Here is an 18,702-nt window from a genome sequence, read left to right as displayed (position 1 = left end):
CGCCAAGGAGCCTCCCCTCATGTCCCTCGACGCCTTCATCGCCGGCCTGCCCAAGGCCGAACTGCACCTGCACATCGAGGGCTCGCTCGAGCCCGAACTGATGTTCGAGCTGGCGCAGCGCAACGGCGTCGCCATCCCCTATGACAGCGTCGAGGCCGTGCGCGCGGCCTATGACTTCTCGAACCTGCAGGACTTCCTCGACATCTATTACGCGGGCGCGGCCGTGCTGCTGACCCGTCAGGATTTCGAGGATCTGGCCTTCGCCTATTTCCAGCGCTCCGCCGCCGACAACGTCCGCCACGCCGAGATCTTCTTCGACCCCCAGACCCACACCGACCGGGGCGTGCCCTTTGCCGTTGTCGTCGAGGGCCTGATCGCGGGCATGGACCGGGCCAAGGCGGACCTGGGCGTGACGTCGGGCCTGATCCTCAGCTTCCTGCGCCACCTCAGCGAGGACGAAGCCTTCGCCACTCTGGAAATGGCCAAGCCGTATCTGCATCACTTCATCGGCGTCGGACTGGATTCGTCGGAGGTCGGCCACCCGCCGTCGAAGTTCCAGCGCGTCTTCGCCGCCGCCCGCGACTTAGGCCTTAAGCTGTGCGCCCACGCCGGCGAGGAAGGCCCGCCCGAATACGTCCGCGAAGCACTGGACCTGCTGCACATCGACCGCATGGACCACGGCAACCGCTCGATGGAGGACGAGGCCCTGATCGCCCGTCTGGCCGCCGAACAGATGACGCTGACGGTCTGCCCGCTGTCGAACCTGAAGCTGTGCGTGGTCAAGGATCTGAAGGACCACCCGGTCCCCGAGATGCTGCGCCGCGGCCTGCACGTCACTCTGAACTCGGACGACCCGTCCTATTTCGGCGGCTATGTGAACGCCAACTACAGCCAGTTAGCCGAGGCGGTCGGCCTGACGCGCGAACAGGTGGTGCAACTCGCCAAGAACAGCTTCGAGGGCAGCTTCCTCAGCGACGCCGACAAGGCCGCGCGGATCGCCGAGGTGGAGGCCTACGCGGCGGCGAACTGAGCCGCCCTCCCCCTCTTCGCCGTCATCCTCGGGCTTGACCCGAGGATCCAGAACCGTTCCGGCCGGATCCGTGCAGGTGCCAGTGTTTCATACCGTGGCTGTCGGCCTGGCTGGATCCTCGGGTCAAGCCCGAGGATGACGGCAGTGGGGAGCAGGCCGGTCATCCGACATCCGACTCCCACACGCACAATGTTCCTGATATGTTCACGTCATGGAACACCCCGGCCGACAGCCTGATGAAGACGCCGCAGGCCTACGCTGGCTGTTCATCGACCTGAACGCCTTCTTCGCCAGCGTCGAGCAGCAGCAGAACCCCGACTGGCGCGGCAAGCCGGTCATCGTCCGCCCCGTCGAGAGCGAATACTCCGGCGCCATCGCCGCCAGCTATGAGAGCAAGGCCTTCGGCGTCCGCACCGGGATGCAGGTGGCCGAGGCGCGCCGCCTGTGCCCCGACCTGATCGTCGCCGAGGCGCGGCCCGACCTCTACGTTCAGGTCCACAAACAGATTATGCATGAGATCGATCAGCACGTGCCGGTGTGGAAGGTCGGCTCCATCGACGAATGCTCGTGCGAACTGATCGGGCCGGAGCGGCGCGAGGCGAACGCCGTCGCCCTGGCCCGGCGCATTCAGGCGGGGATCATGGAGAATGTGGGCGAGTGCCTGCGGTCCTCCATCGGGCTGGCGCCTTCACGGTTTCTGGCCAAGACGGCCTGCGGCATGAAGAAGCCCGCCGGGCTGACCATATTGCGCGCCCATGAACTGCCCGGCGCCATCCTGCACCTGCCGCTGTCGCAGTATCCGGGTGTCGGCTCGCGCATGCAGCAAAGGCTGGCCGCAGCGGGCGTCACGGACACGGCGGGCCTGTGGAATATGTCGGCAAAGGAGGCGCGCGCGGTCTGGAACAGCATCGAGGGCGAGCGTATCTGGCGTGGCCTGCACGGCCTCGACAGCGAGCCGACGCCGGAAAAGCCCCCCGCCTCAATCAGCCACAGCCACGTCCTGGCCCAGGCGATGCGCAACCCGGACAAGGCGCGGGCGGTGGCGCGGCGCCTGATGGTCAAATGCGGGGCGCGACTGCGGCGGATGCGGCTGACCGGCGCCGGGATCAGCCTGCATCTCGACATGGGGCCGAAGGGCGCCAAGCGCGGCTGGGACACGACGGGCCTGACCCGCGCCGTCGCCCCGACGCAGGACACCTTCGCCCTGCTAGCCGCGTTAGACGCGCTGTGGCGCCGGGTCGAGCCGGAGCTGGAGGCCGGACGGCTGAGCTATGTCGGCGTCGGCGTCCACGGCCTGAAGGCGCGCGACGCCTTTGAGGCCGATCTGTTCGACATCGGCCCGGATCAGGGCGGCGACGCGCCGTCCTTACGCCTGTCGCAGGCGCTGGATGCGCTGAACAAACGCTATGGCAAGGACACGGTCAGCATCGGCCCCAAGGCGGGCCTGCCCGACTATATCGGCGCCAAGATCGCCTTCACCCGCATCCCCGACGAGGCGGATTTCTATGAGTGAGAAATCAGGTCTGCAGCCGCGATCTCGGCGATCTTCAGCGCGCTGAAGCTGGCCTTGGCGGCGGCGGCCGTGTCCGGGGCGATGGCGCGGCAGGCGTCCGCGATGACCACGGCCTCGAAGCCTTCGCGCACCGCATCCTCGGCGGTGAAGCGGACGCAGTAGTCATAGGCCAGACCGCACAGGAACAGCCGCTTCACGCCCAGATCGCGCAGCAGGCCCGCCAGCCCCGTCGCCGTCCTGTGGTCGTTCTCATAGAAGCCCGAATAGCTGTCGACCGCCGGGCTGTAGCCCTTGCGGACCACGGCCCGCGCCCTGGTCACGGCAGGCGCTGCGTCGGGGTGGAAGTCCGCACCCGGCGTCCCCTGCACGCAGTGATCCGGCCACAGCATCTGGGGGCCGTAGGCGACCTCGATCTGCGTGAAGGGCTCCTTGCCTGCGTGGTTGGAGGCGAAGCTGATCTGATCCGGCGTGTGCCAGTCCTGGGTGGCGATGACGGTGCTGAACCGCTCAGCCAGCCCGTTGATCAGGGGCATGATCGCCGCCCCGCCCTGCACCGCCAGGGCGCCGCCCTCACAGAAATCGTTCTGGACGTCGATGACCAGAAGGGCGTCAGTGGCGGCGATCTGCATGGCCTCAGGCCGCCGCGATCTGGTCGACTTCGTTGGCCGAGCCGAGGACGACCGGCACCCGCTGGTGCAATTCGGTGGGGGTCACGTCCATGATGGCCTGCTTGCCGTCCGTGGTGGACTTGCCGCCCGCCTGTTCGACCAGGAAGGACATGGGGTTGCCCTCATACATCAGGCGCAGCTTGCCCGGCTTGTTCGGCTCGCGCTTGTCCCACGGATAGAGGAAGACGCCGCCGCGCATCAGGATGCGGTGCACGTCGGCCACCATGGCGGCGACCCAGCGCATGTTGAAATTCTTGCCGCGCGGGCCGTCGGCGCCCTTCAGGCAGCCGTCGACGTAGCGCTGGACGCTCTCGGCCCAGTGGCGCTGGTTCGACATGTTGATGGCGAACTCTTTCGTATCGACCGGGATGCGCACGTCCTCATGCGTCATCAGCCAGCGGCCGTCGGGCGCCAGGGTGAAACCCGCCACCCCCTTGCCCGTCGTCAGCACCAGCATGGCCTGACCGGCGTAGACGGCGTAGAGCGCGGCGACCTGCTGACGGCCCGACTGCAGGAAGTCGGCCTCGGTCGGCTGGGCCGGCGGCGCCTTCAGCACCGAAACGATGGTGCCGACCGGCGCATTGATGTCGATGTTGGACGAGCCGTCCAGCGGGTCGAACAGCACCAGATATTCGCCCGCCGGGTTGGTGGAGGGCTGCATCGTGTCCTTTTCCTCGGACGCCACGCCCGCCACGGCCGGACAGGCCAGCAGGGCGTCGGTCAGCAGGTCGTCGGCGATGACGTCCAGCTTCTTCTGTTCTTCGTCCTGCACATTGACGGCGCCCGACGCCCCCAGGGCGCCGACCAGGGCGCCGCCCGCCACCACCTGACGGATCTCGACGCAGGCGGCGGCCGCCGTCGTCAGCGTCGCGACCAGTCCCTGCGGCAGGTCGAGGGAGGCGAGGTGGGCGGCGAGATCGGTGCGGGCGGTCATGACGTCCTTGAAATCCTGTGGGCGAAGCGCGGTTCCGCCCCCTCATGGCCGTTCAGATCGTCGGCGGCAAGTCCGGCGCCGCTTGACTTCGCGCCGGAGTCGGGGCCTTAGGTCGAACGCTCTCGCGGGAGAGATCGGGTCCGTTCGCGGCGCCCGGAGCCGAAGGCGCAACCGCCCCGGAAACGCTCAGGCAAAAGGACCGCGAAAGCGCACGGACGCTGGAAAGTCGCCGAAGGATCGTCAAGAATCCGAGGGCGCGCCGACGGAGCAAGGCCGCCCCTTGGGAGGGAACGGTCGGAATCTCTCAGGCTTCAGGACAGCGGGGGCGCGACGACGGCGGAGCTATCGCCGCAACCCGCGACCCGGAGGCGACGCCATGAGCGATCAGGCCCTTAAGACTACCCCCCTCAACGCCGCGCATCGCGCGCTTGGCGCCCGCATGGTCGGCTTCGGCGGCTATGACATGCCGGTCCAGTATGAAGGCGTTCTGGCCGAGCACCGCTGGACCCGCGAGCACGCCGGCCTGTTCGATGTCTCCCACATGGGCCAGGCGCGCATCACCGGCGCCGACGCCATCGCCCAGTTCGAGCGCTTCGTGCCCGGCGACTATGCGATCGTGAAGCCCGGCAAGCAGAAATACTCCCTGCTGCTGAACGGCCAGGGCGGGATCATGGACGACCTGATGGCGGGCAAGCCGTTCGAGGACGGCCTCTATGTCGTCGTCAACGCGGGCAACAAGGACGCCGACTTCGCCTTCCTGAACGCCAATCTGTCGGGCGACGCCAAGCTGGAGGTGCTGGACCGCGCCCTGCTGGCTATCCAGGGGCCGGAAGCCGCCGAAGTCATGGCCCAGCACGAACCCGCGCTGGGCGAGATGGGTTTCATGGACTGCCGCACCATCCGTCTGTTCGACGAGGACTGCATCGTCTCGCGCTCGGGCTACACCGGCGAGGACGGCTATGAGATTTCGGTTCCGGCCGCCGCCGCAGAGCGCGTGTGGAACCTGCTGCTGACCGACGCCCGCGTGAAGCCGGTCGGCCTGGGCGCACGCGACAGCTTGCGTCTGGAAGCCGGCCTGCCGCTGCACGGCCACGACATCGACGCCGAGACCACCCCGGTCGAGGCCGCCCTGACCTTCGCCCTGTCCAAGTCGCGCAAGGAACGCGCCGACTTCGCCGGGGCTGACGTCATCCTGAAACAACTGGCGGACGGCCCGGCTCGCGTCCGCGTCGGCCTGCACGTCAAGGAAGGCGCCCCCGCCCGCGAAGGCGCTGAGATCGCCGACGCCGACGGCGCCGTGATCGGCAAGATCACCTCGGGCGGCCCCTCGCCGACGCTGGGTCACAACATCGCCATGGGCTATGTGCCGCCGGCCTTCGCCGAGCTGGGCACGACCCTGAAGGTTCTGGTGCGCGGCCGTCCCGCCGCCGCCGAAGTCATCGCCACGCCTTTCGTGGCGACCCGCTATTATCGCAAACCCAAGGCCTGAAGAGGGGTCAGTACATGAAGTTCACCAAGGATCACGAGTGGGTTCGCCTGGACGGCGACGTCGCCACGGTCGGCATCTCCAAGCACGCCGCTGACGCCCTGGGCGACGTGGTGTTCGTCGAGACGCCGGAAGCGGGCAAGACCGTCTCGGTCGGCGACAGCTTCGCCGTCGTGGAATCGGTCAAGGCCGCCTCGGACGTCTACGCCCCCATCGCCGGCGAAGTGATCGAGGGCAACGCCGCCCTGGCCGACGCCCCGGAAACCGTCAACGCCGATCCCGAAGGCGAAGGCTGGTTCGCCAAGATCAAGGTGTCCGACGCCTCTGTGCTGGACGGCCTGATGGATCAGGCCGCCTACGACGCCTATCTGACCACCCTCTAAGACCCGCCGTCGTCCCCGGACGGCGCGGCGCGCCGATCCGGGATCGCCGGATTCCCCGCCGCTTGAAGCGCTCCCGGAGCGTCGCCCGCGCGACCTCCGGGATGCCGCCGAGGACTTGTAATGCGCTACCTCCCCCTGACGCCCGACGACCGTGAGGCCATGCTGGCCGCCATCGGCGCCAAATCCATCGACGACCTGTTCATCGACGTGCCGCAGGCCGCGCGCCGCGACGGCTTCGTCGACCTGCCCCGCGTGGCGGGCGAACTGGAGGTCGAACGCGCCCTCTCGGCCATGGCGAGCAAGAACGCCACGGCGGGAACCGCACCCTTCTTCTGCGGCGCCGGGGCCTATAAGCACCACATCCCGGCTACCGTGGACCATGTGATCCAGCGGTCGGAGTTCCTGACCAGCTACACCCCCTACCAGCCGGAAATCGCCCAGGGCACGCTGCAGTACCTGTACGAGTTCCAGACCCAGGTCGCGAACCTGACCGGCATGGAAGTCGCCAACGCCTCGCTCTATGACGGCTCGACCGCCATGGCCGAGGGCGTGCTGATGGCCTCCCGCGTGACCCGCCGCAACAAGGCCGTCATCTCGGGCGGCGTGCATCCCCACTACGTCAAGGCGACCGAAACCGTGGTCCACGCCGTCGGCGTCGAAACCGAGGCCCTGACCGCCGCCGTCGACGCCGAAGACGCCGTCATCGCCGCCATCGACAAGGACACGGCCTGCGTCGTCGTCCAGACCCCCAACGTCTTCGGCACCGCCACGGACGTGACCAGGATCGCCGAGGCCGCCCACGCCGCCGGCGCCCTGCTGATCGTCGTGGTGACGGAAGCCGTGTCGATGGGCCTGCTGAAATCGCCCGGCGAAATGGGCGCCGACATCGTCGCGGCCGAGGGCCAGTCGATCGGCAACGCCCTGAACTTCGGCGGCCCCTACATCGGCCTGTTCGCCACCCGCGAGAAGCTGCTGCGCCAGACGCCCGGCCGCTATTGCGGCGAGACGGTGGACGCCGAGGGCAAGCGCGGCTTCGTCCTGACGCTGTCGACGCGCGAGCAGCACATCCGCCGCGACAAGGCCACGTCGAACATCTGCACCAACTCGGGCCTGTGCTGCCTGGCGTTCAGCATCCACATGAGCCTGCTGGGCGAGACGGGCCTGCGCCAGCTGGCCTTGCTGAACCACGAGAAGGCGCTCGCCGCGCGCGACGCGCTCGCCGCCATTCCGGGCGTCGAGGTGCTGACCCCGCGCTTCTTCAACGAGTTCGCGGTCAAGCTGCCGAAGAACGCCGCTGAGGTGGTTCAGACGATGGCCGACAACGGCGTCCTGTGCGGCGTGCCCTACAGCCGCCTGAACCCGGATGCGGGCCTGGACGACGTGCTGCTGGTCGCCGCCACCGAGACGACGCTGGACGCCGACATCAGGATCCTGGCGGGTGCGCTCGCCAAGGTTCTGGCCGCCTAAGGGGAGATTGGAACCATGAGCACGATGAACACTGTCGGCCGCCCGACCGCCCCGAACGCCGCCTCGGACGCGTCCTACAAGCCCGCCACCCTGACCGGCGGGCGCGGCCTGCTGCAGGACGAGCCGCTGATCTTTGAAGGCGAAGGCTGGGGCAAGACCGGCGTCGACCTGCCCAAGCCCGCCGGCAACGGCTCGGACCTGGGCGATCTGGTCCGCAAAGATCCGATCGGCCTGCCCGGCCTGTCCGAGCCCGAGGCCATGCGCCACTATGTGCGCCTGAGCCAGAAGAACCACGCCATCGACCTGGCCCTTTATCCGCTGGGCTCGTGCACGATGAAGCACAACCCGCGCCTGAACGAGAAGATGGCGCGCCTGCCGGGCTTCTCGGACATCCACCCGCTGCAGCCGCAGTCAACGGTGCAGGGCGCGCTGGAGCTGATGGACCAGCTGGCCCACTGGCTGACAACGCTGACCGGGATGCCTGCGGTGGCCCTGTCGCCCAAGGCGGGTGCCCACGGCGAACTGTGCGGCCTGATGGCCATCCGCGCCGCCCACGAAGCCAAGGGCGAGCATGAGCAGCGCCGCAAGGTGCTGGTCCCGACCTCGGCCCACGGCACCAACCCGGCCACGGCCGCCTTCGTCGGCTATTCGGTGGTCGAAGTGGCCCAGACCGACGACGGCCGCGTCGACGTGGCCGATCTGGCGTCCAAGCTGGGCCCGGACGTGGCCGCCATCATGGTGACGAACCCGAACACCTGCGGCCTGTTCGAGCGCGACATCCTGGAGATCAGCCGCCTGACGCACGAGGCGGGCGCCTACTTCTATTGCGACGGCGCCAACTTCAACGCCATCGTCGGCCGGGTGCGCCCGGGCGACCTGGGCGTCGACGCCATGCACATCAACCTGCACAAGACCTTCTCAACGCCGCACGGCGGCGGCGGTCCGGGCGCCGGTCCGGTCGTGCTGTCGGAGGCCCTGGCCCCGTTCGCGCCCGCCCCGTGGGTGGTGAACACCGGCGACGGCTACAAACTGGTCGAGCGTGAGGAAGACGAGGCCGAACAGGCCTTCGGCCGCCTGTGCGCCTTCCAGGGCCAGATGGGCATGTATGTGCGCGCCCTCAGCTACATGATGTCCCACGGCTCCGACGGTCTGCGTCAGGTGGCCGAGGACGCCGTGCTGAACGCCAACTACATCAAGGCCCGTCTGGAAGACCTGATGAGCCCGGCCTTCCCCGACGGCCCCTGCATGCACGAGGCCCTGTTCGACGACGAATGGCTGAAGGGCACGGACGTCACCACGCTCGACTTCGCCAAGGCGATGATCGACGAGGGCTTCCACCCGATGACCATGTATTTCCCGCTGGTCGTCCACGGCGCCATGCTGATCGAGCCGACCGAGACGGAGTCCAAGGCCGAGCTGGACCGCTTCATCCACGCCATGCGCCTGCTGGCGGGCGCCGCCAAGGCCGGCGACGTCGAACGCTTCAAGGGCGCGCCCTTCCATGCGCCCCTGCGGCGTCTGGACGAGACCCGCGCCGCGCGCTCGCCGCGTCTGCGCTGGGCCGCGCCGGAAGGCTCCAACCGCGCCGGCTGACCCGGTCGGAACAGGCCTGAACATAGAGAACGCCGTGTCTTTCGGGACACGGCGTTCTGCATTTCGGGGCCGACTTACGAAAGCGTCATGGCGACGCCGCCTTTCGGCCTTGTCTCGTGCGTTTACTGATTGTCGGCCCTCCCTGGCCGAACCCTTGTTCGAGACGCCGCCCCGTGACCCTGGTCCTGCCATCGCTGCGCCCGCCTCCGCCGCCCCGTCCGGGGCTGGCGCGGCGTCTGCGTCGTCTGGCGTTGATGGCCGTGGGTTTCGTCATCATCCTGCTGGGCATATTGATCGCGCCCCTGCCCGGCCCCGGCGGCGTGCCCGTCATCGCGCTCGGCCTCGTCATCGTCCTGCGCAACTCCTGGTGGGCCAAGCGGCAGTTCATCCGCGCCCAGCGCGCACGGCCGAAATGGATCTATCCCTTCCGCCGTCTGATGCGCAAAAAACCCGAGATCGCCCCGGTCTTCTGGCAGCAGACCCTGCGCGCCGAAAAGATGGTGCTGCGCCGCCGTCGTCGCCCCCTGGCGCGCTTCCGTCGGCGTCTGCGCCGCGCCTGGCGCGCCTTCCGGCGATAAAGGCCAAGCTAAGGCAAACACAGGAATGTGAACGACGTTCACGCCGTTTCCGCCTGGAACGGCGTATGCTCCCCCTTGCGTAGTCTCGAAGTTGATAGCGTTGGGAGGCGCTGTTCACATGATGTCACGCGTAAAAAAGGGAATCATCGCCGGCTTCGTCGCTACCGTCGCGGTTTCCGTGCTTGAGCTCGCCAATCTGTTCCTCAACCATATGTTCGATCCCTTTCCGGGGATCGTCGCCCAGTTGTTCGGCATGCCAGGAAACATGGCGGCCGGATGGGCCCTGCATCTGGTGATCGGCACCTTCGTGCTGGGGTCGTTGTTCGGCGTCGCCTATCCGCGGCTTCCGACCCGCACGCCCATCACCAAGGGCATCGCCTTCGCCGTAGGCGCCTGGGTCGGCATGATGCTGCTGATCACCATGGTCGGCGACTATCGGACCTTCACAGGCTCGTCCGGCTTCGGCACCATCGGCTGGATGCTGGCGCTCCACATGGTCTTCGGCGCCGTGATGGGCAACATCTACGCTCGACTGGTCGAGCGTGAGAAGCGCGGCTCCGCCCCGATCGGCGCAGCGCCGGCGCATTGATCCGTCCGCCATCCCGACAACCGGATCCGGACAAAGCAAAAGGCCCCGCCGTCGCCGGCGGGGCCTGATGTTTTTCAGCACGGCTGAACGCGATCAGTTCAGCTTGCCGCCGATCTGAGCGATGGCCTGATCAATCAAAGCGTCCGTCTTGGCGCCAGCGATGCGGGCGGCCAGGATCTGTTGCGCGGCCTTGGCGGCCAGGTCGGCGGCCGCGGCCTTGACCTCTTGCGTGGCCTCGGCCTCGGCCTGGGCGATGCGACGCTCGGCCAGGGCCTGACGGCGGGCGGTCGATTCCTCGATACGCGCCTTGGCGTCGGCTTCCAGACGCTTGGCGTCCGCTTCGGCCGTGGCCAGCAGGTCGGCGGCCTGGGCTTCAGCCTCGGCCTTCTCCTGACGGATCTGGGCCAGCATGGCTTCGGCTTCGGCGCGCAGGCGGGCGGCTTCGTCCAGTTCGGATTGGATCTTGGCGGCCTTGCCGTCCAGGGCGCCCGCGACCATGCGCGGAACCTTGGCCAGGACCAGGATGCCGAAGAAGATCAGCAGGCCGACGCCGACCCAGAGTTCGGCGTTGGACAGGTCGTAGAAACTGCCGTGCAGGAAGGCGGGCATGATCAGGCGGCTCCCTTGACGGCGGCGGCGGCTTCATCGGCGCTGGGGGCCTGGCCCGTCAGACGCTCGACGATGGCGCGAGTGGTGTCGGCGGCGATGGCGCCGGCGTGGGCCAGCGCAGCGTCGCGAGTGGCGGCGATGCCGGCTTCGGCCGTGGCGATGCGGGCGGCGACGGCGGCTTCGTCCTCGGCCTGACGGGCCTGGATTTCAGCGGTCACGCGAGCCTTGGCGGCGATCGAGGCGGCGCGGGCGTCGGCGCGGGCCTTCTGGACCTCGGCGCGGGCGGCGTCGGCCTGGGCGGCGGCCTCGGTCTGGACCGAGCGCGCCGTGGCGACGGCCGTGGAAATGGTGTCGGCCCGCTCGTCGATCACGCGGCGCAGGCGCGGCGCGAAGATCTTGGCGATGAGCAGGTACAGGATGACGAACAGGATCAGCAGGTAAACGACCTGCCCGGCCCAGTGCTGGAACTCGAACTGCGGCAGTCCGCCAGCGTCATGCTCGGCGGCGGCGGCAGCCGCGTTGGCGGGCACGTGCCCGGTTTCGGCCGCGTATTCAACGGCCTGTTCCACCGGCAAGACCGGCGGCGGAGCTGAGGGAGTGGCTGCCATAATGATCCGTCGTGAAAGCAAATGCGGCGGCGCAGCCGCTGATGGGCGCGCCGCCGCAGATCAGGGGTTCGGTATTAGCCGAGCCAGATCAGGATGCCGAGCACGAAGGCCAGGATGCCCAGGGCTTCGGCGAGGGCGGCGCCCACGAACAGGTTGCCGACTTGCGAAGCGGCGGCAGCCGGGTTGCGCAGGGCGCCGGCCAGGAACTGGCCGAAGATGTTGCCGACGGCCAGAGCCGAACCGACCATACCGATGGTGGCGATACCGGCGCCGATGAACTTGGCGGCTTCAGCTTCCATGATGATATTCCTAATTCTTGGAGCGTTTGGAGGGTGGGCTTACTTACTGGTCCGCAGCCTTAGTGGCCATGGCCCAGGTTGACCACATCATTGAGGTAGATGCAGGTCAGAACGGCGAAGACGAACGCCTGGAGGAAGGCCACCAGGAACTCGAAAGCGGTCAGGGCGATCACCATGCCCAGCGACAGGGCGGCGACCGGAAGAGCGAACAGGCCCACGCCGCCGGCGACGGCCAGGGCGCCCAGGGACACCACGAAGCCGGCGAAGATCTTCAGCGCTAGGTGGCCGCCCAGCAGGTTGCCGAACAGACGCAGGGCCAGGGTGAAGGGGCGCAGCAGGAAGGAGAAGAACTCGATCAGGCCGACGACCGGGCGCAGCACCAGCGGCGCGCTGGTCGGCCAGAACAGGCCGAAGAAGCCCAAGCCGTTCTTGGCGATGCCGACGCCGACCACGACCAGGAAGGTCAGCACGCCCAGGGTGGCCGTCACGGCCAGTTGCGAGGTGGCGGTAAAGGTCAGGAACATGCCCAGCAGGTTCATCATCAGGATGAACATGAACAGGGTGAAGACGAAGGGGAAATACTTGCGCGACTCATGGCCGATCGTGGACGCGGCCAGGTTGTCGATCATGCCGAACAGGGTCTCGCCCGCCGCCTGCATCCGGCCCGGCACCACCTTAGCGCCCGAGGTGGCCACGGTCAGGAACAGCACGGCCATGCCGAAGGCGATGGTCATCGCCAGGTGCGAATTGGTGAAGGCCAGGCTGACCTCGCCGACCAACGGAAGCGTGACGCTGCCGAAATCCGCCAGAGGCGTAACCTGAAACTGGTGAATCGGATCGGCCACGGGCCTCTCGCTCCTTAGTCTTCTTTTTCGCCGGCCTCGACGTAGGGAACGGCTTCACCCGTCACACCCGCCGCCTTGGCCTGCGCCATCAGCCGGTTGGCTGTGCGACGCGCCATGTAGATCGCCAGTGCGAAGCCCAGAAGAACTCCGACCAGAAGGCCCCAGGGCGAGGTTCCAAAGAACCGGTCCACCCCGAAACCGATAGCCAAACCAACGAAAACACCGCCGAGAAGCTCGGCGATGATCTTATAGGCCTGGCCCGTGACCGCGTGTGCGGCGAACTCGGCCGATTGCCCGGCCTGGGCCTTCGCCTCCAATGCGGATGCGCTTTCGTGGAGGCGTTTGATCGCCTCTTCGCGCGATTCCTTCGTCGGGGACATGGGCCTGTTCGCTCAGCGTCCGGCGCAGGGCCGAAACGGGTCTGAATTTCGGCGCGGAACCTATAGGCGAGACGGCTTCAGGTCAAGGCGGCGCGCCTTGGACTTAAGTCCATGACTTTCCGACACTTCTTGGGGGCGCGACGTTCCGTCCCGGCTAAGGTTGCGACTCTTCGTCCTCGCTGACGAAATCCTGGGCGAATTCCGGCGCGCCGTCGTCCAGCCCGGTCAGCAGATCCTCGCCCTCGTCATCCCCAGCGCGCGAGGGGTCCGGCACCTCGAAACCGACCGGCATGGACAGGTCCAGCAGGCCCGCCGCCTTCATCTCCTGCACGCCCGGAAGATCGTAGAGGCCGGCCAGGCTGAAATGCTCCAAAAAGCGGTCGGTCGTGGCGTAGGTGACGGGCCGGCCCGGCGTACGACGACGCCCGCGCAGGCGCACGAAGTCCATCTCCAGCAGCAGGTCCAGCGTGCCCTTGGACAAGGAGACGCCGCGCACGCTCTCGACTTCGGCGCGGGTGCAGGGCTGGTGGTAGGCGATGATGGCCAGGGTCTCGAGCGCGGCCTTGGACAGGCGGCGCGGCTCCTCGCGCTCCTCGGTCATCAGGAAGCCGAGGTCGGGCGCAGTGCGGAACCGCCAGCGTTCGGCCACGCAGTCCAGTTCGACCCCGCGTCCCTGATAGCGTTCCTGAAGCGCGGTCAGCGCCCCGCCGACGTCGGCGCCCTGCGGCAAACGGCGCGCGATCTCGGCCAGCGACAGCGGCGCGGCGGCGGCGAACAGCAGGGCCTCGACCCGGCGTTCGATCTCGAGGTGGTCCGGGGTGAAGTCGAGACTCACGGCGTCAGCTCCAGCGGCTGGCCCAGCCCTCTGCGCTTCAGCCACACCGCGTCGAATGGCCGCTCCTGCCGGATGTCCATGCCGCCCTCCTTCACCAGTTCCAGACTGGCCGACAGGGTGGAGGCGGTATAGCTGGCCTGGCTGGGGCCTTCCTGCCCCTCCGGCTTCTGGGGCGCCACGCGCTCCAGCGGCGTCCATTCGGCCAGACGCGGCATGATCTCGCGCAGCCAGTCGCGCGCGGCCTCCAGCTGGAAGGCCTCGACCCGCTGGCCGGGGGCGTATTTGCGGCGCTCCTCACGGCGGCGCTGGGCGACATAGGCGCTCATCAGTTCATAGAGGCTGGCGTCCACCCGGTCCGACGGGATGATGACCGTCGCCTGCGGGTCGCCGCGCGTGAAGACATCGCGCTTCAGTTGCGGGCGGCCGGTGATGGCCTCCACCGCCGTGCGCATGGCCTCCAGCTTCTGCAGGCGGAAGGCCAGGGCGGCGGCGATCTCCTCGGCCGGCGGCTCCTCCGGCTTGTCCTTCTCGTTGCGCGGGATCAGCAGGCGCGACTTCAGATAGGCCAGCCACGACGCCATCACCAGATAGTCGGCCGCCAGCGCGAAATTGCGCCGCCGCGCCTCATGCACGAAGGCCAGATACTGTTCGGCCAGACGGGTGATGGACAGCTTCAGCAGGTCCACCTTCTGCGTCCGCGCCAGGGCCAGAAGGACGTGCAGCGGGCCTTCATAGCCCTCCAGATCGACGACGAAGGCCTCCTGCGCCTCGACCTGCTCGACGGCGGTGAAGTCGAGATTCGGCTGGAAGGCCTCGCTCATGCGCCCTCCCCCGCCATCTAGGCTTGAGCCTCGCCGACATCCGGCCCCTTGGCGGCGTCGAAGCGGCCGTTCAGCGCCGCCTCCAGCCGGGCGCGGCCTTCGGCGGCGTCCAGCGGCTCAGGCGCGCGGACGATGCGGCTCAGCGCGGCCTCGGCGCGGCGCTTGGCCTCGCCCTTCAGCTTCTTCGTTCCAGCGGCGACCTCGGCCATCTCCTTCAGGTCGCCGTTGCAGTGAAGCACCACGTCGCAGCCCGCCTTCAGCGACTGTTCGGCCCGCTCGGTCAGGGTGCCCGACAGGGCCTGCATCGACAGATCGTCCGACAGGATCAGGCCGGAGAAGCCCAGCCGCTCGCGCATCAGGCGGATCGCCTTCTTCGACGTCGTGGCCGGGCGCTTGGCGTCGACGGCGGTGAAGACGACGTGCGCCGTCATCGCCATCGGCATGTCCGACAGCGCCTTGAACGGCGCGAAGTCCCAGGCGTCCAACTCCTCGATCGCCGTCTCGACCACCGGCAGGTCGTGGTGGCTGTCCGAGAAGGCGCGGCCGTGGCCGGGAATGTGCTTGATGATCGGCAGGACGCCCCCCGCCAGCAGACCCTCGGCGGCGGCCCGGCCCAGTTGGGTCACGGTCGCGGGATCCTGGGCATAGGCGCGGTCGCCGATGATGTCGTGGGCGCCCGGCACCGGCACGTCCAGCACCGGCACGCAGTCGACGGTGATGCCCAGCTCGCGCAGGTCATGGGCGATCAGGCGCGCGCCCAGACGCACCAGTTCGCGCGCCGCCGCCGGATCATTGGTCGCCTTCAGATAGGCGGCGCCGGGCGGATATTTCGGCCAGTGCGGCGGGCCGAGGCGCTGGACCCGGCCGCCTTCCTGATCGATCAAAACGGGCGCGTCGTCGCGGCCCACGCTGTCGCGCAGTTCGGAGACCAGCGCCTTGACCTGTTCGGGGCTGTCCACATTGCGGCGGAACAGGATGAAACCCCAGGGCTTGGCCTCGGCGTAGAAGGCGCGTTCCTCCGCCGTCAGCCGGTGGCCGGAACAGCCGTAGATGGCGGCGGAGGTCATGTTGCGCGCGATCCCTAACGGACGATGCAGTCGCGGCCCGCGGCCTTCAGCGCATTGCAGAAGGCGACGGCTCGGTCACGGCTCATGCCGGTGAAGGTGGTGCGATAGACGGTCGAGCCGTTGGCGGCGGTGACTTCCTGCACGCGCTTCTCGGCGCCCGAGGCGTACTGGCCGAAGCGGGCGGCGACGGCGGCGTATTCACGGTCGGCGATGGCGGTCGAGGAGAAGGCGCCGATCTGCACGCCTGACGATCCGCCCGTCGCGGCCGGAGCGGGCGCGGGAGCCGGGGCTTTCGTCGCCGGAGCGGGGGTTGCGGGCGCAGGCGCGGCCGGAGCCTTGGTCGCCGGTGCAGGCGCGGCGGGCGGCAGGGTCGAGGATTCGACCGGCGCGGCCGGGGTCGTCGGCGCGGGGCGCGGCAGCACCTCTTCCGGGCCGGGGGTAAAGGTCGGCGCGGCGTCGGTCGAGGCGCCGCCGTCGCGATAGACGCGGATGTCGGCTTCCGGGTCGACCGGCTGGGCGTCCAGCGGGGCCTCGACCTTCATGCTCTCGACCGGCGTGCCGACGGCAGGCGGCGCGTCCGTCGAGGAGCGCACGCCCGAGCGATAGAAGACCACCACCGCCACGATCAGCAGCAGCAGGACGATGGCGCTGATGATCAGGGTGATCGGCGGCGATTTGGCGGCCGGGGCCCGGCGCGGGTCATAGCCGCCGCGCGTGAAGGGCAGGTCGTCGTCGGTCGGCGGCGTATAGGCGCCCCGGTCGGGGCCGGCGTTAGGGTTGCCTCGGTGATCGTCGTCGTAGGACATTGGGTCGCGCCTTGATGGTCGTGGGACACGCGCGCGAATCGGCGCGCGTCGGCGCTCAGTCTAACGCGCCGTGAAGCCCTTCTCGAATCACAGATCGAGGGCGAGGTCGAGGCTGAACAGCTTCCTGTGGACCTCGATAGCGTAACGATCTGTCATACCGGCGATGTAGTCGCACACCGCCCGCGCCCGCGCGTCCCGGTCGTCGGTCAGGGCCGAGGCCTGCCATTCCGGCGGCATCACCTCCGGCTCGGCCATGAACAGCTGGAACAGCTGGGCCAGCACGCGGCGCGCCTGACTGCGGGTGCGGTTGACGCGGTAATGGCGGTACATCCGCTCGAACAGGAAGCGGCGCAGCACCGCCAGTTCCGCCATCATGCCGCTTGAGAACTGCACCAGCGTCTCGGGCGCGTTGCGGACATCCTCGACCGTCTCTATCCGGTGCTTGGCCAGACGAGCCTCGGTCTCGGCCAGAACGTCATCGACCATGACGCCGATCATGCGGCGCACAGCCTCCAGCCGCAGCATCCGTTCGTCGATGTCGGGCCAGTCGGCGCGCGCACTGGCGATACAGCGCCCGATCAGCGGCACGTCGGCCAGATCGGACAGGCTGAACAGCCCCGCCTGCACCCCGTCGTCCACGTCGTGGTTGTTATAGGCGATGTCGTCGGCGATGGCCGCGCACTGGGCCTCAAGCGAGGCGAAGGTGCCCAGACGCAAGTCCCAGTCGGCCGCCCCGCCCGGCGCATAGGCGGCGACCGCCTTCCACGCAGGGTCCGTCAGCTGATGCGCCACCGGGCCGTTGTGCTTGACCACGCCCTCGACCGTCTCCCAGCTCAGGTTCAGGCCGGGAAAGCCAGGATAGCGGGTCTCCAGCTCGGTCACGACACGGAAGCTCTGGACGTTGTGATCGAAGCCGCCGAACGCCTTCATCTGTGCGTGCAGTTCGTCCTCGCCCGCGTGGCTGAACGGCGGGTGGCCCAGATCGTGGGCCAGGGCGACCGTCTCGGCCAGATCGTCGTCCAGCCGCAGGGCGTGGGCCAACGACCGGGCGATCTGCGCCACCTCGAGGCTGTGCGTCAGCCGAGTGCGATAGTGGTCGCCCTCATGCGCCACGAAGACCTGCGTCTTCTCCTTCAGGCGGCGGAAGGCGGTGGCGTGGATGATGCGATCGCGGTCGCGAGCGAAGGCGGTGCGGGTGCGGCTGGCGGGCTCGAAAACATGGCGGCCGCGGCTGGCGGCGGGGTTTTCGGCGTAGGGGGCGCGGGTCTGGCTCAAGGCGGCAGGACTTCGTGATGGCGACAGGCCTTTGCGAACGCCTGTCGGCCCCTCATATAGAGGGCCGTGAGCACCGTCCAATCCACAGAATCAGCCCGCGACCCGTCGCTGTCGGTCGCAACCCGGTCGCCCGAGGGCATCACCCTGGCCGAAAGCGGCGCGCGCCGTCTGGCCAAGCTGTCCGAGGCGGAAGGCAAGCCGGTCCTGCTGCGCGTCGCCGTCGACGGCGGCGGTTGCTCGGGCTTCCAGTATCGCTTCGAGCTGGTCGACGGTCCCGAGGCCGACGATCTGGTGGTGCGTCGCGACGGCCAGGCCGTGGTGATCGACCCGGTCTCCATCCCCTTCCTGAAGGATTCCGAGATCGCCTTCGTGGACGAACTGGCGGGCGCCCAGTTCGTGATCCGCAATCCCAACGCCTCTTCCAGCTGCGGCTGCGGCGTCAGCTTCGCGATCTGAACCGCGCAAACGGCCTCGCTTGGCGGCGAGGCGTAACACACCCATCTGTATGGGCATGACGCGCCTGTTCGCCCTGACCCTGCTGTTCTGCGCCGCGCCCCTGGCGGCGAGCGCCCAGACCTGGCCCGGCTGGCCCGGCCCTCCTCCGGCGGGTTACGATCCCCACATCGCCCGCGCCGAGCAGCACGCCCAGGCCATGGAGCGTCTGCGCCTTCAGGCCGACCAGCGTGAGGCCGAGGCCGCCCGCATGAGGCTTCAGACCAGTCAGACCTTGCAGCGGCTTGAAGCTGCGCGGTCGCCGCTCCCGGCGACGCCGCCTGCGACGGCCTATGCGCCGCGCCCGACAACCCTGCCCGCACCGGCGACCCTGACGCCGCCGCTCGACCAGACCGCGCCCGGCGTGACGGAGATCGACGCCTGGCTGAGCCGTTCGCCGCACTGACCACAGCGTTACATTTGC

At 68.5% G+C, this 18,702-nt stretch carries 22 protein-coding genes and 1 riboswitch; of the genes, 10 read left to right on the top strand and 12 right to left on the bottom strand.

Features of this window, described 5'->3' with window-relative positions; all coding sequences use genetic code 11:
• Window positions 1-19: 19 nt before the first annotated feature.
• Both ABC419_RS05680 and ABC419_RS05675 read left to right on the top strand, forming a co-directional pair.
• Window positions 20-1,030 carry an adenosine deaminase gene (locus ABC419_RS05680; RefSeq protein WP_412876063.1) on the top strand — a complete coding sequence of 337 codons (1,011 nt, stop codon included), beginning with the start codon at window positions 20-22 and terminating at the stop codon, window positions 1,028-1,030.
• 211 nt (window positions 1,031-1,241) lie between these two features.
• Complete coding sequence (locus tag ABC419_RS05675; protein ID WP_412876064.1) at window positions 1,242-2,543, top strand: Y-family DNA polymerase; 1,302 nt, start codon at window positions 1,242-1,244, stop codon at window positions 2,541-2,543.
• On the opposite strand, the gene pncA is transcribed toward ABC419_RS05675, so the two are convergent.
• Both pncA and ABC419_RS05665 read right to left on the bottom strand, forming a co-directional pair.
• Complete coding sequence (gene pncA / locus ABC419_RS05670) at window positions 2,534-3,172, bottom strand: bifunctional nicotinamidase/pyrazinamidase (RefSeq protein WP_412876065.1); 639 nt, start codon at window positions 3,170-3,172, stop codon at window positions 2,534-2,536. The genes ABC419_RS05675 and pncA overlap by 10 nt on opposite strands.
• Before the next feature lie 4 nt (window positions 3,173-3,176).
• Window positions 3,177-4,145 (bottom strand): class 1 fructose-bisphosphatase, encoded by a 969-nt coding sequence (locus ABC419_RS05665; RefSeq protein ID WP_412876066.1) that lies wholly within the window; start codon window positions 4,143-4,145, stop codon window positions 3,177-3,179.
• 115 nt (window positions 4,146-4,260) lie between these two features.
• Window positions 4,261-4,357, top strand: a riboswitch (glycine riboswitch).
• Window positions 4,358-4,521: 164 nt separating this feature from the next.
• On the opposite strand from ABC419_RS05665, the gene gcvT reads away from it, so the two are divergent.
• The 6 genes from gcvT to ABC419_RS05635 all read left to right on the top strand — a co-directional run bounded on the left by gcvT (window position 4,522) and on the right by ABC419_RS05635 (window position 10,241).
• Entirely contained in the window at window positions 4,522-5,634 is a 1,113-nt protein-coding gene (gene gcvT, locus ABC419_RS05660) for a glycine cleavage system aminomethyltransferase GcvT (protein WP_412876067.1), read from the top strand.
• A 14-nt stretch (window positions 5,635-5,648) separates the two neighbouring features.
• Window positions 5,649-6,014: a glycine cleavage system protein GcvH gene (gene gcvH, locus ABC419_RS05655; RefSeq protein WP_123155206.1), complete on the top strand. Its 366-nt coding sequence runs from the start codon at window positions 5,649-5,651 to the stop codon at window positions 6,012-6,014.
• A 120-nt stretch (window positions 6,015-6,134) separates the two neighbouring features.
• Window positions 6,135-7,481 carry an aminomethyl-transferring glycine dehydrogenase subunit GcvPA gene (gcvPA, locus tag ABC419_RS05650; RefSeq protein ID WP_412876068.1) on the top strand — a complete coding sequence of 449 codons (1,347 nt, stop codon included), beginning with the start codon at window positions 6,135-6,137 and terminating at the stop codon, window positions 7,479-7,481.
• A 15-nt stretch (window positions 7,482-7,496) separates the two neighbouring features.
• On the top strand, window positions 7,497-9,074 hold the full coding sequence (gcvPB, locus tag ABC419_RS05645) for an aminomethyl-transferring glycine dehydrogenase subunit GcvPB (protein ID WP_412876069.1): 1,578 nt from the start codon (window positions 7,497-7,499) through the stop codon (window positions 9,072-9,074).
• A 173-nt stretch (window positions 9,075-9,247) separates the two neighbouring features.
• Window positions 9,248-9,652, top strand: coding sequence for a PGPGW domain-containing protein (locus tag ABC419_RS05640; RefSeq protein WP_412876070.1), 405 nt, complete (start codon window positions 9,248-9,250; stop codon window positions 9,650-9,652).
• A gap of 118 nt (window positions 9,653-9,770) precedes the next feature.
• Window positions 9,771-10,241: a DUF6789 family protein gene (locus tag ABC419_RS05635; protein WP_289647752.1), complete on the top strand. Its 471-nt coding sequence runs from the start codon at window positions 9,771-9,773 to the stop codon at window positions 10,239-10,241.
• Window positions 10,242-10,334: 93 nt separating this feature from the next.
• Here ABC419_RS05635 and ABC419_RS05630 read toward each other — a convergent pair whose 3' ends face one another.
• From ABC419_RS05630 to ABC419_RS05585, 10 genes are all read right to left on the bottom strand, one after another.
• A complete protein-coding gene (locus tag ABC419_RS05630) occupies window positions 10,335-10,850 on the bottom strand; it encodes a F0F1 ATP synthase subunit B (protein ID WP_200168116.1) in 516 nt (171 codons plus the stop codon).
• Between the two features lie 2 nt (window positions 10,851-10,852).
• A complete protein-coding gene (locus ABC419_RS05625; protein ID WP_412878087.1) occupies window positions 10,853-11,458 on the bottom strand; it encodes a F0F1 ATP synthase subunit B family protein in 606 nt (201 codons plus the stop codon).
• 74 nt (window positions 11,459-11,532) lie between these two features.
• Complete coding sequence (locus tag ABC419_RS05620; RefSeq protein WP_046651755.1) at window positions 11,533-11,757, bottom strand: F0F1 ATP synthase subunit C; 225 nt, start codon at window positions 11,755-11,757, stop codon at window positions 11,533-11,535.
• Between the two features lie 59 nt (window positions 11,758-11,816).
• Complete coding sequence (locus ABC419_RS05615; protein WP_046651757.1) at window positions 11,817-12,602, bottom strand: F0F1 ATP synthase subunit A; 786 nt, start codon at window positions 12,600-12,602, stop codon at window positions 11,817-11,819.
• Between the two features lie 14 nt (window positions 12,603-12,616).
• On the bottom strand, window positions 12,617-12,982 hold the full coding sequence (locus ABC419_RS05610) for an AtpZ/AtpI family protein (RefSeq protein ID WP_087140841.1): 366 nt from the start codon (window positions 12,980-12,982) through the stop codon (window positions 12,617-12,619).
• A 154-nt stretch (window positions 12,983-13,136) separates the two neighbouring features.
• The gene (gene scpB, locus ABC419_RS05605) at window positions 13,137-13,817 is read right to left on the bottom strand and encodes an SMC-Scp complex subunit ScpB (protein WP_412876072.1); all 681 of its coding nucleotides are present in this window, start codon (window positions 13,815-13,817) and stop codon (window positions 13,137-13,139) included.
• Complete coding sequence (locus ABC419_RS05600; RefSeq protein WP_003163745.1) at window positions 13,814-14,638, bottom strand: segregation and condensation protein A; 825 nt, start codon at window positions 14,636-14,638, stop codon at window positions 13,814-13,816. Before ABC419_RS05600 ends, scpB begins: the two co-directional genes overlap by 4 nt.
• A gap of 17 nt (window positions 14,639-14,655) precedes the next feature.
• Entirely contained in the window at window positions 14,656-15,705 is a 1,050-nt protein-coding gene (gene nagZ / locus ABC419_RS05595; RefSeq protein WP_412876073.1) for a beta-N-acetylhexosaminidase, read from the bottom strand.
• A 14-nt stretch (window positions 15,706-15,719) separates the two neighbouring features.
• The gene (locus tag ABC419_RS05590) at window positions 15,720-16,511 is read right to left on the bottom strand and encodes an SPOR domain-containing protein (protein ID WP_412876074.1); all 792 of its coding nucleotides are present in this window, start codon (window positions 16,509-16,511) and stop codon (window positions 15,720-15,722) included.
• An 87-nt stretch (window positions 16,512-16,598) separates the two neighbouring features.
• The gene (locus ABC419_RS05585; RefSeq protein ID WP_412876075.1) at window positions 16,599-17,786 is read right to left on the bottom strand and encodes a deoxyguanosinetriphosphate triphosphohydrolase; all 1,188 of its coding nucleotides are present in this window, start codon (window positions 17,784-17,786) and stop codon (window positions 16,599-16,601) included.
• A gap of 108 nt (window positions 17,787-17,894) precedes the next feature.
• Between ABC419_RS05585 and ABC419_RS05580 the strand changes: the two genes are divergently transcribed.
• Both ABC419_RS05580 and ABC419_RS05575 read left to right on the top strand, forming a co-directional pair.
• Entirely contained in the window at window positions 17,895-18,242 is a 348-nt protein-coding gene (locus ABC419_RS05580) for a HesB/IscA family protein (RefSeq protein ID WP_165906529.1), read from the top strand.
• A 55-nt stretch (window positions 18,243-18,297) separates the two neighbouring features.
• Window positions 18,298-18,684 carry a hypothetical protein gene (locus ABC419_RS05575; RefSeq protein WP_412876076.1) on the top strand — a complete coding sequence of 129 codons (387 nt, stop codon included), beginning with the start codon at window positions 18,298-18,300 and terminating at the stop codon, window positions 18,682-18,684.
• Window positions 18,685-18,702 lie beyond the last annotated feature (18 nt).

It is taken from the genome of Brevundimonas phoenicis, from assembly GCF_047237745.1.
In the GTDB taxonomy this organism is placed as follows: domain Bacteria; phylum Pseudomonadota; class Alphaproteobacteria; order Caulobacterales; family Caulobacteraceae; genus Brevundimonas.
The sequence above is the reverse complement of the archived record's forward strand: the minus strand, read 5'-3'. Positions and strand labels throughout refer to the sequence as shown.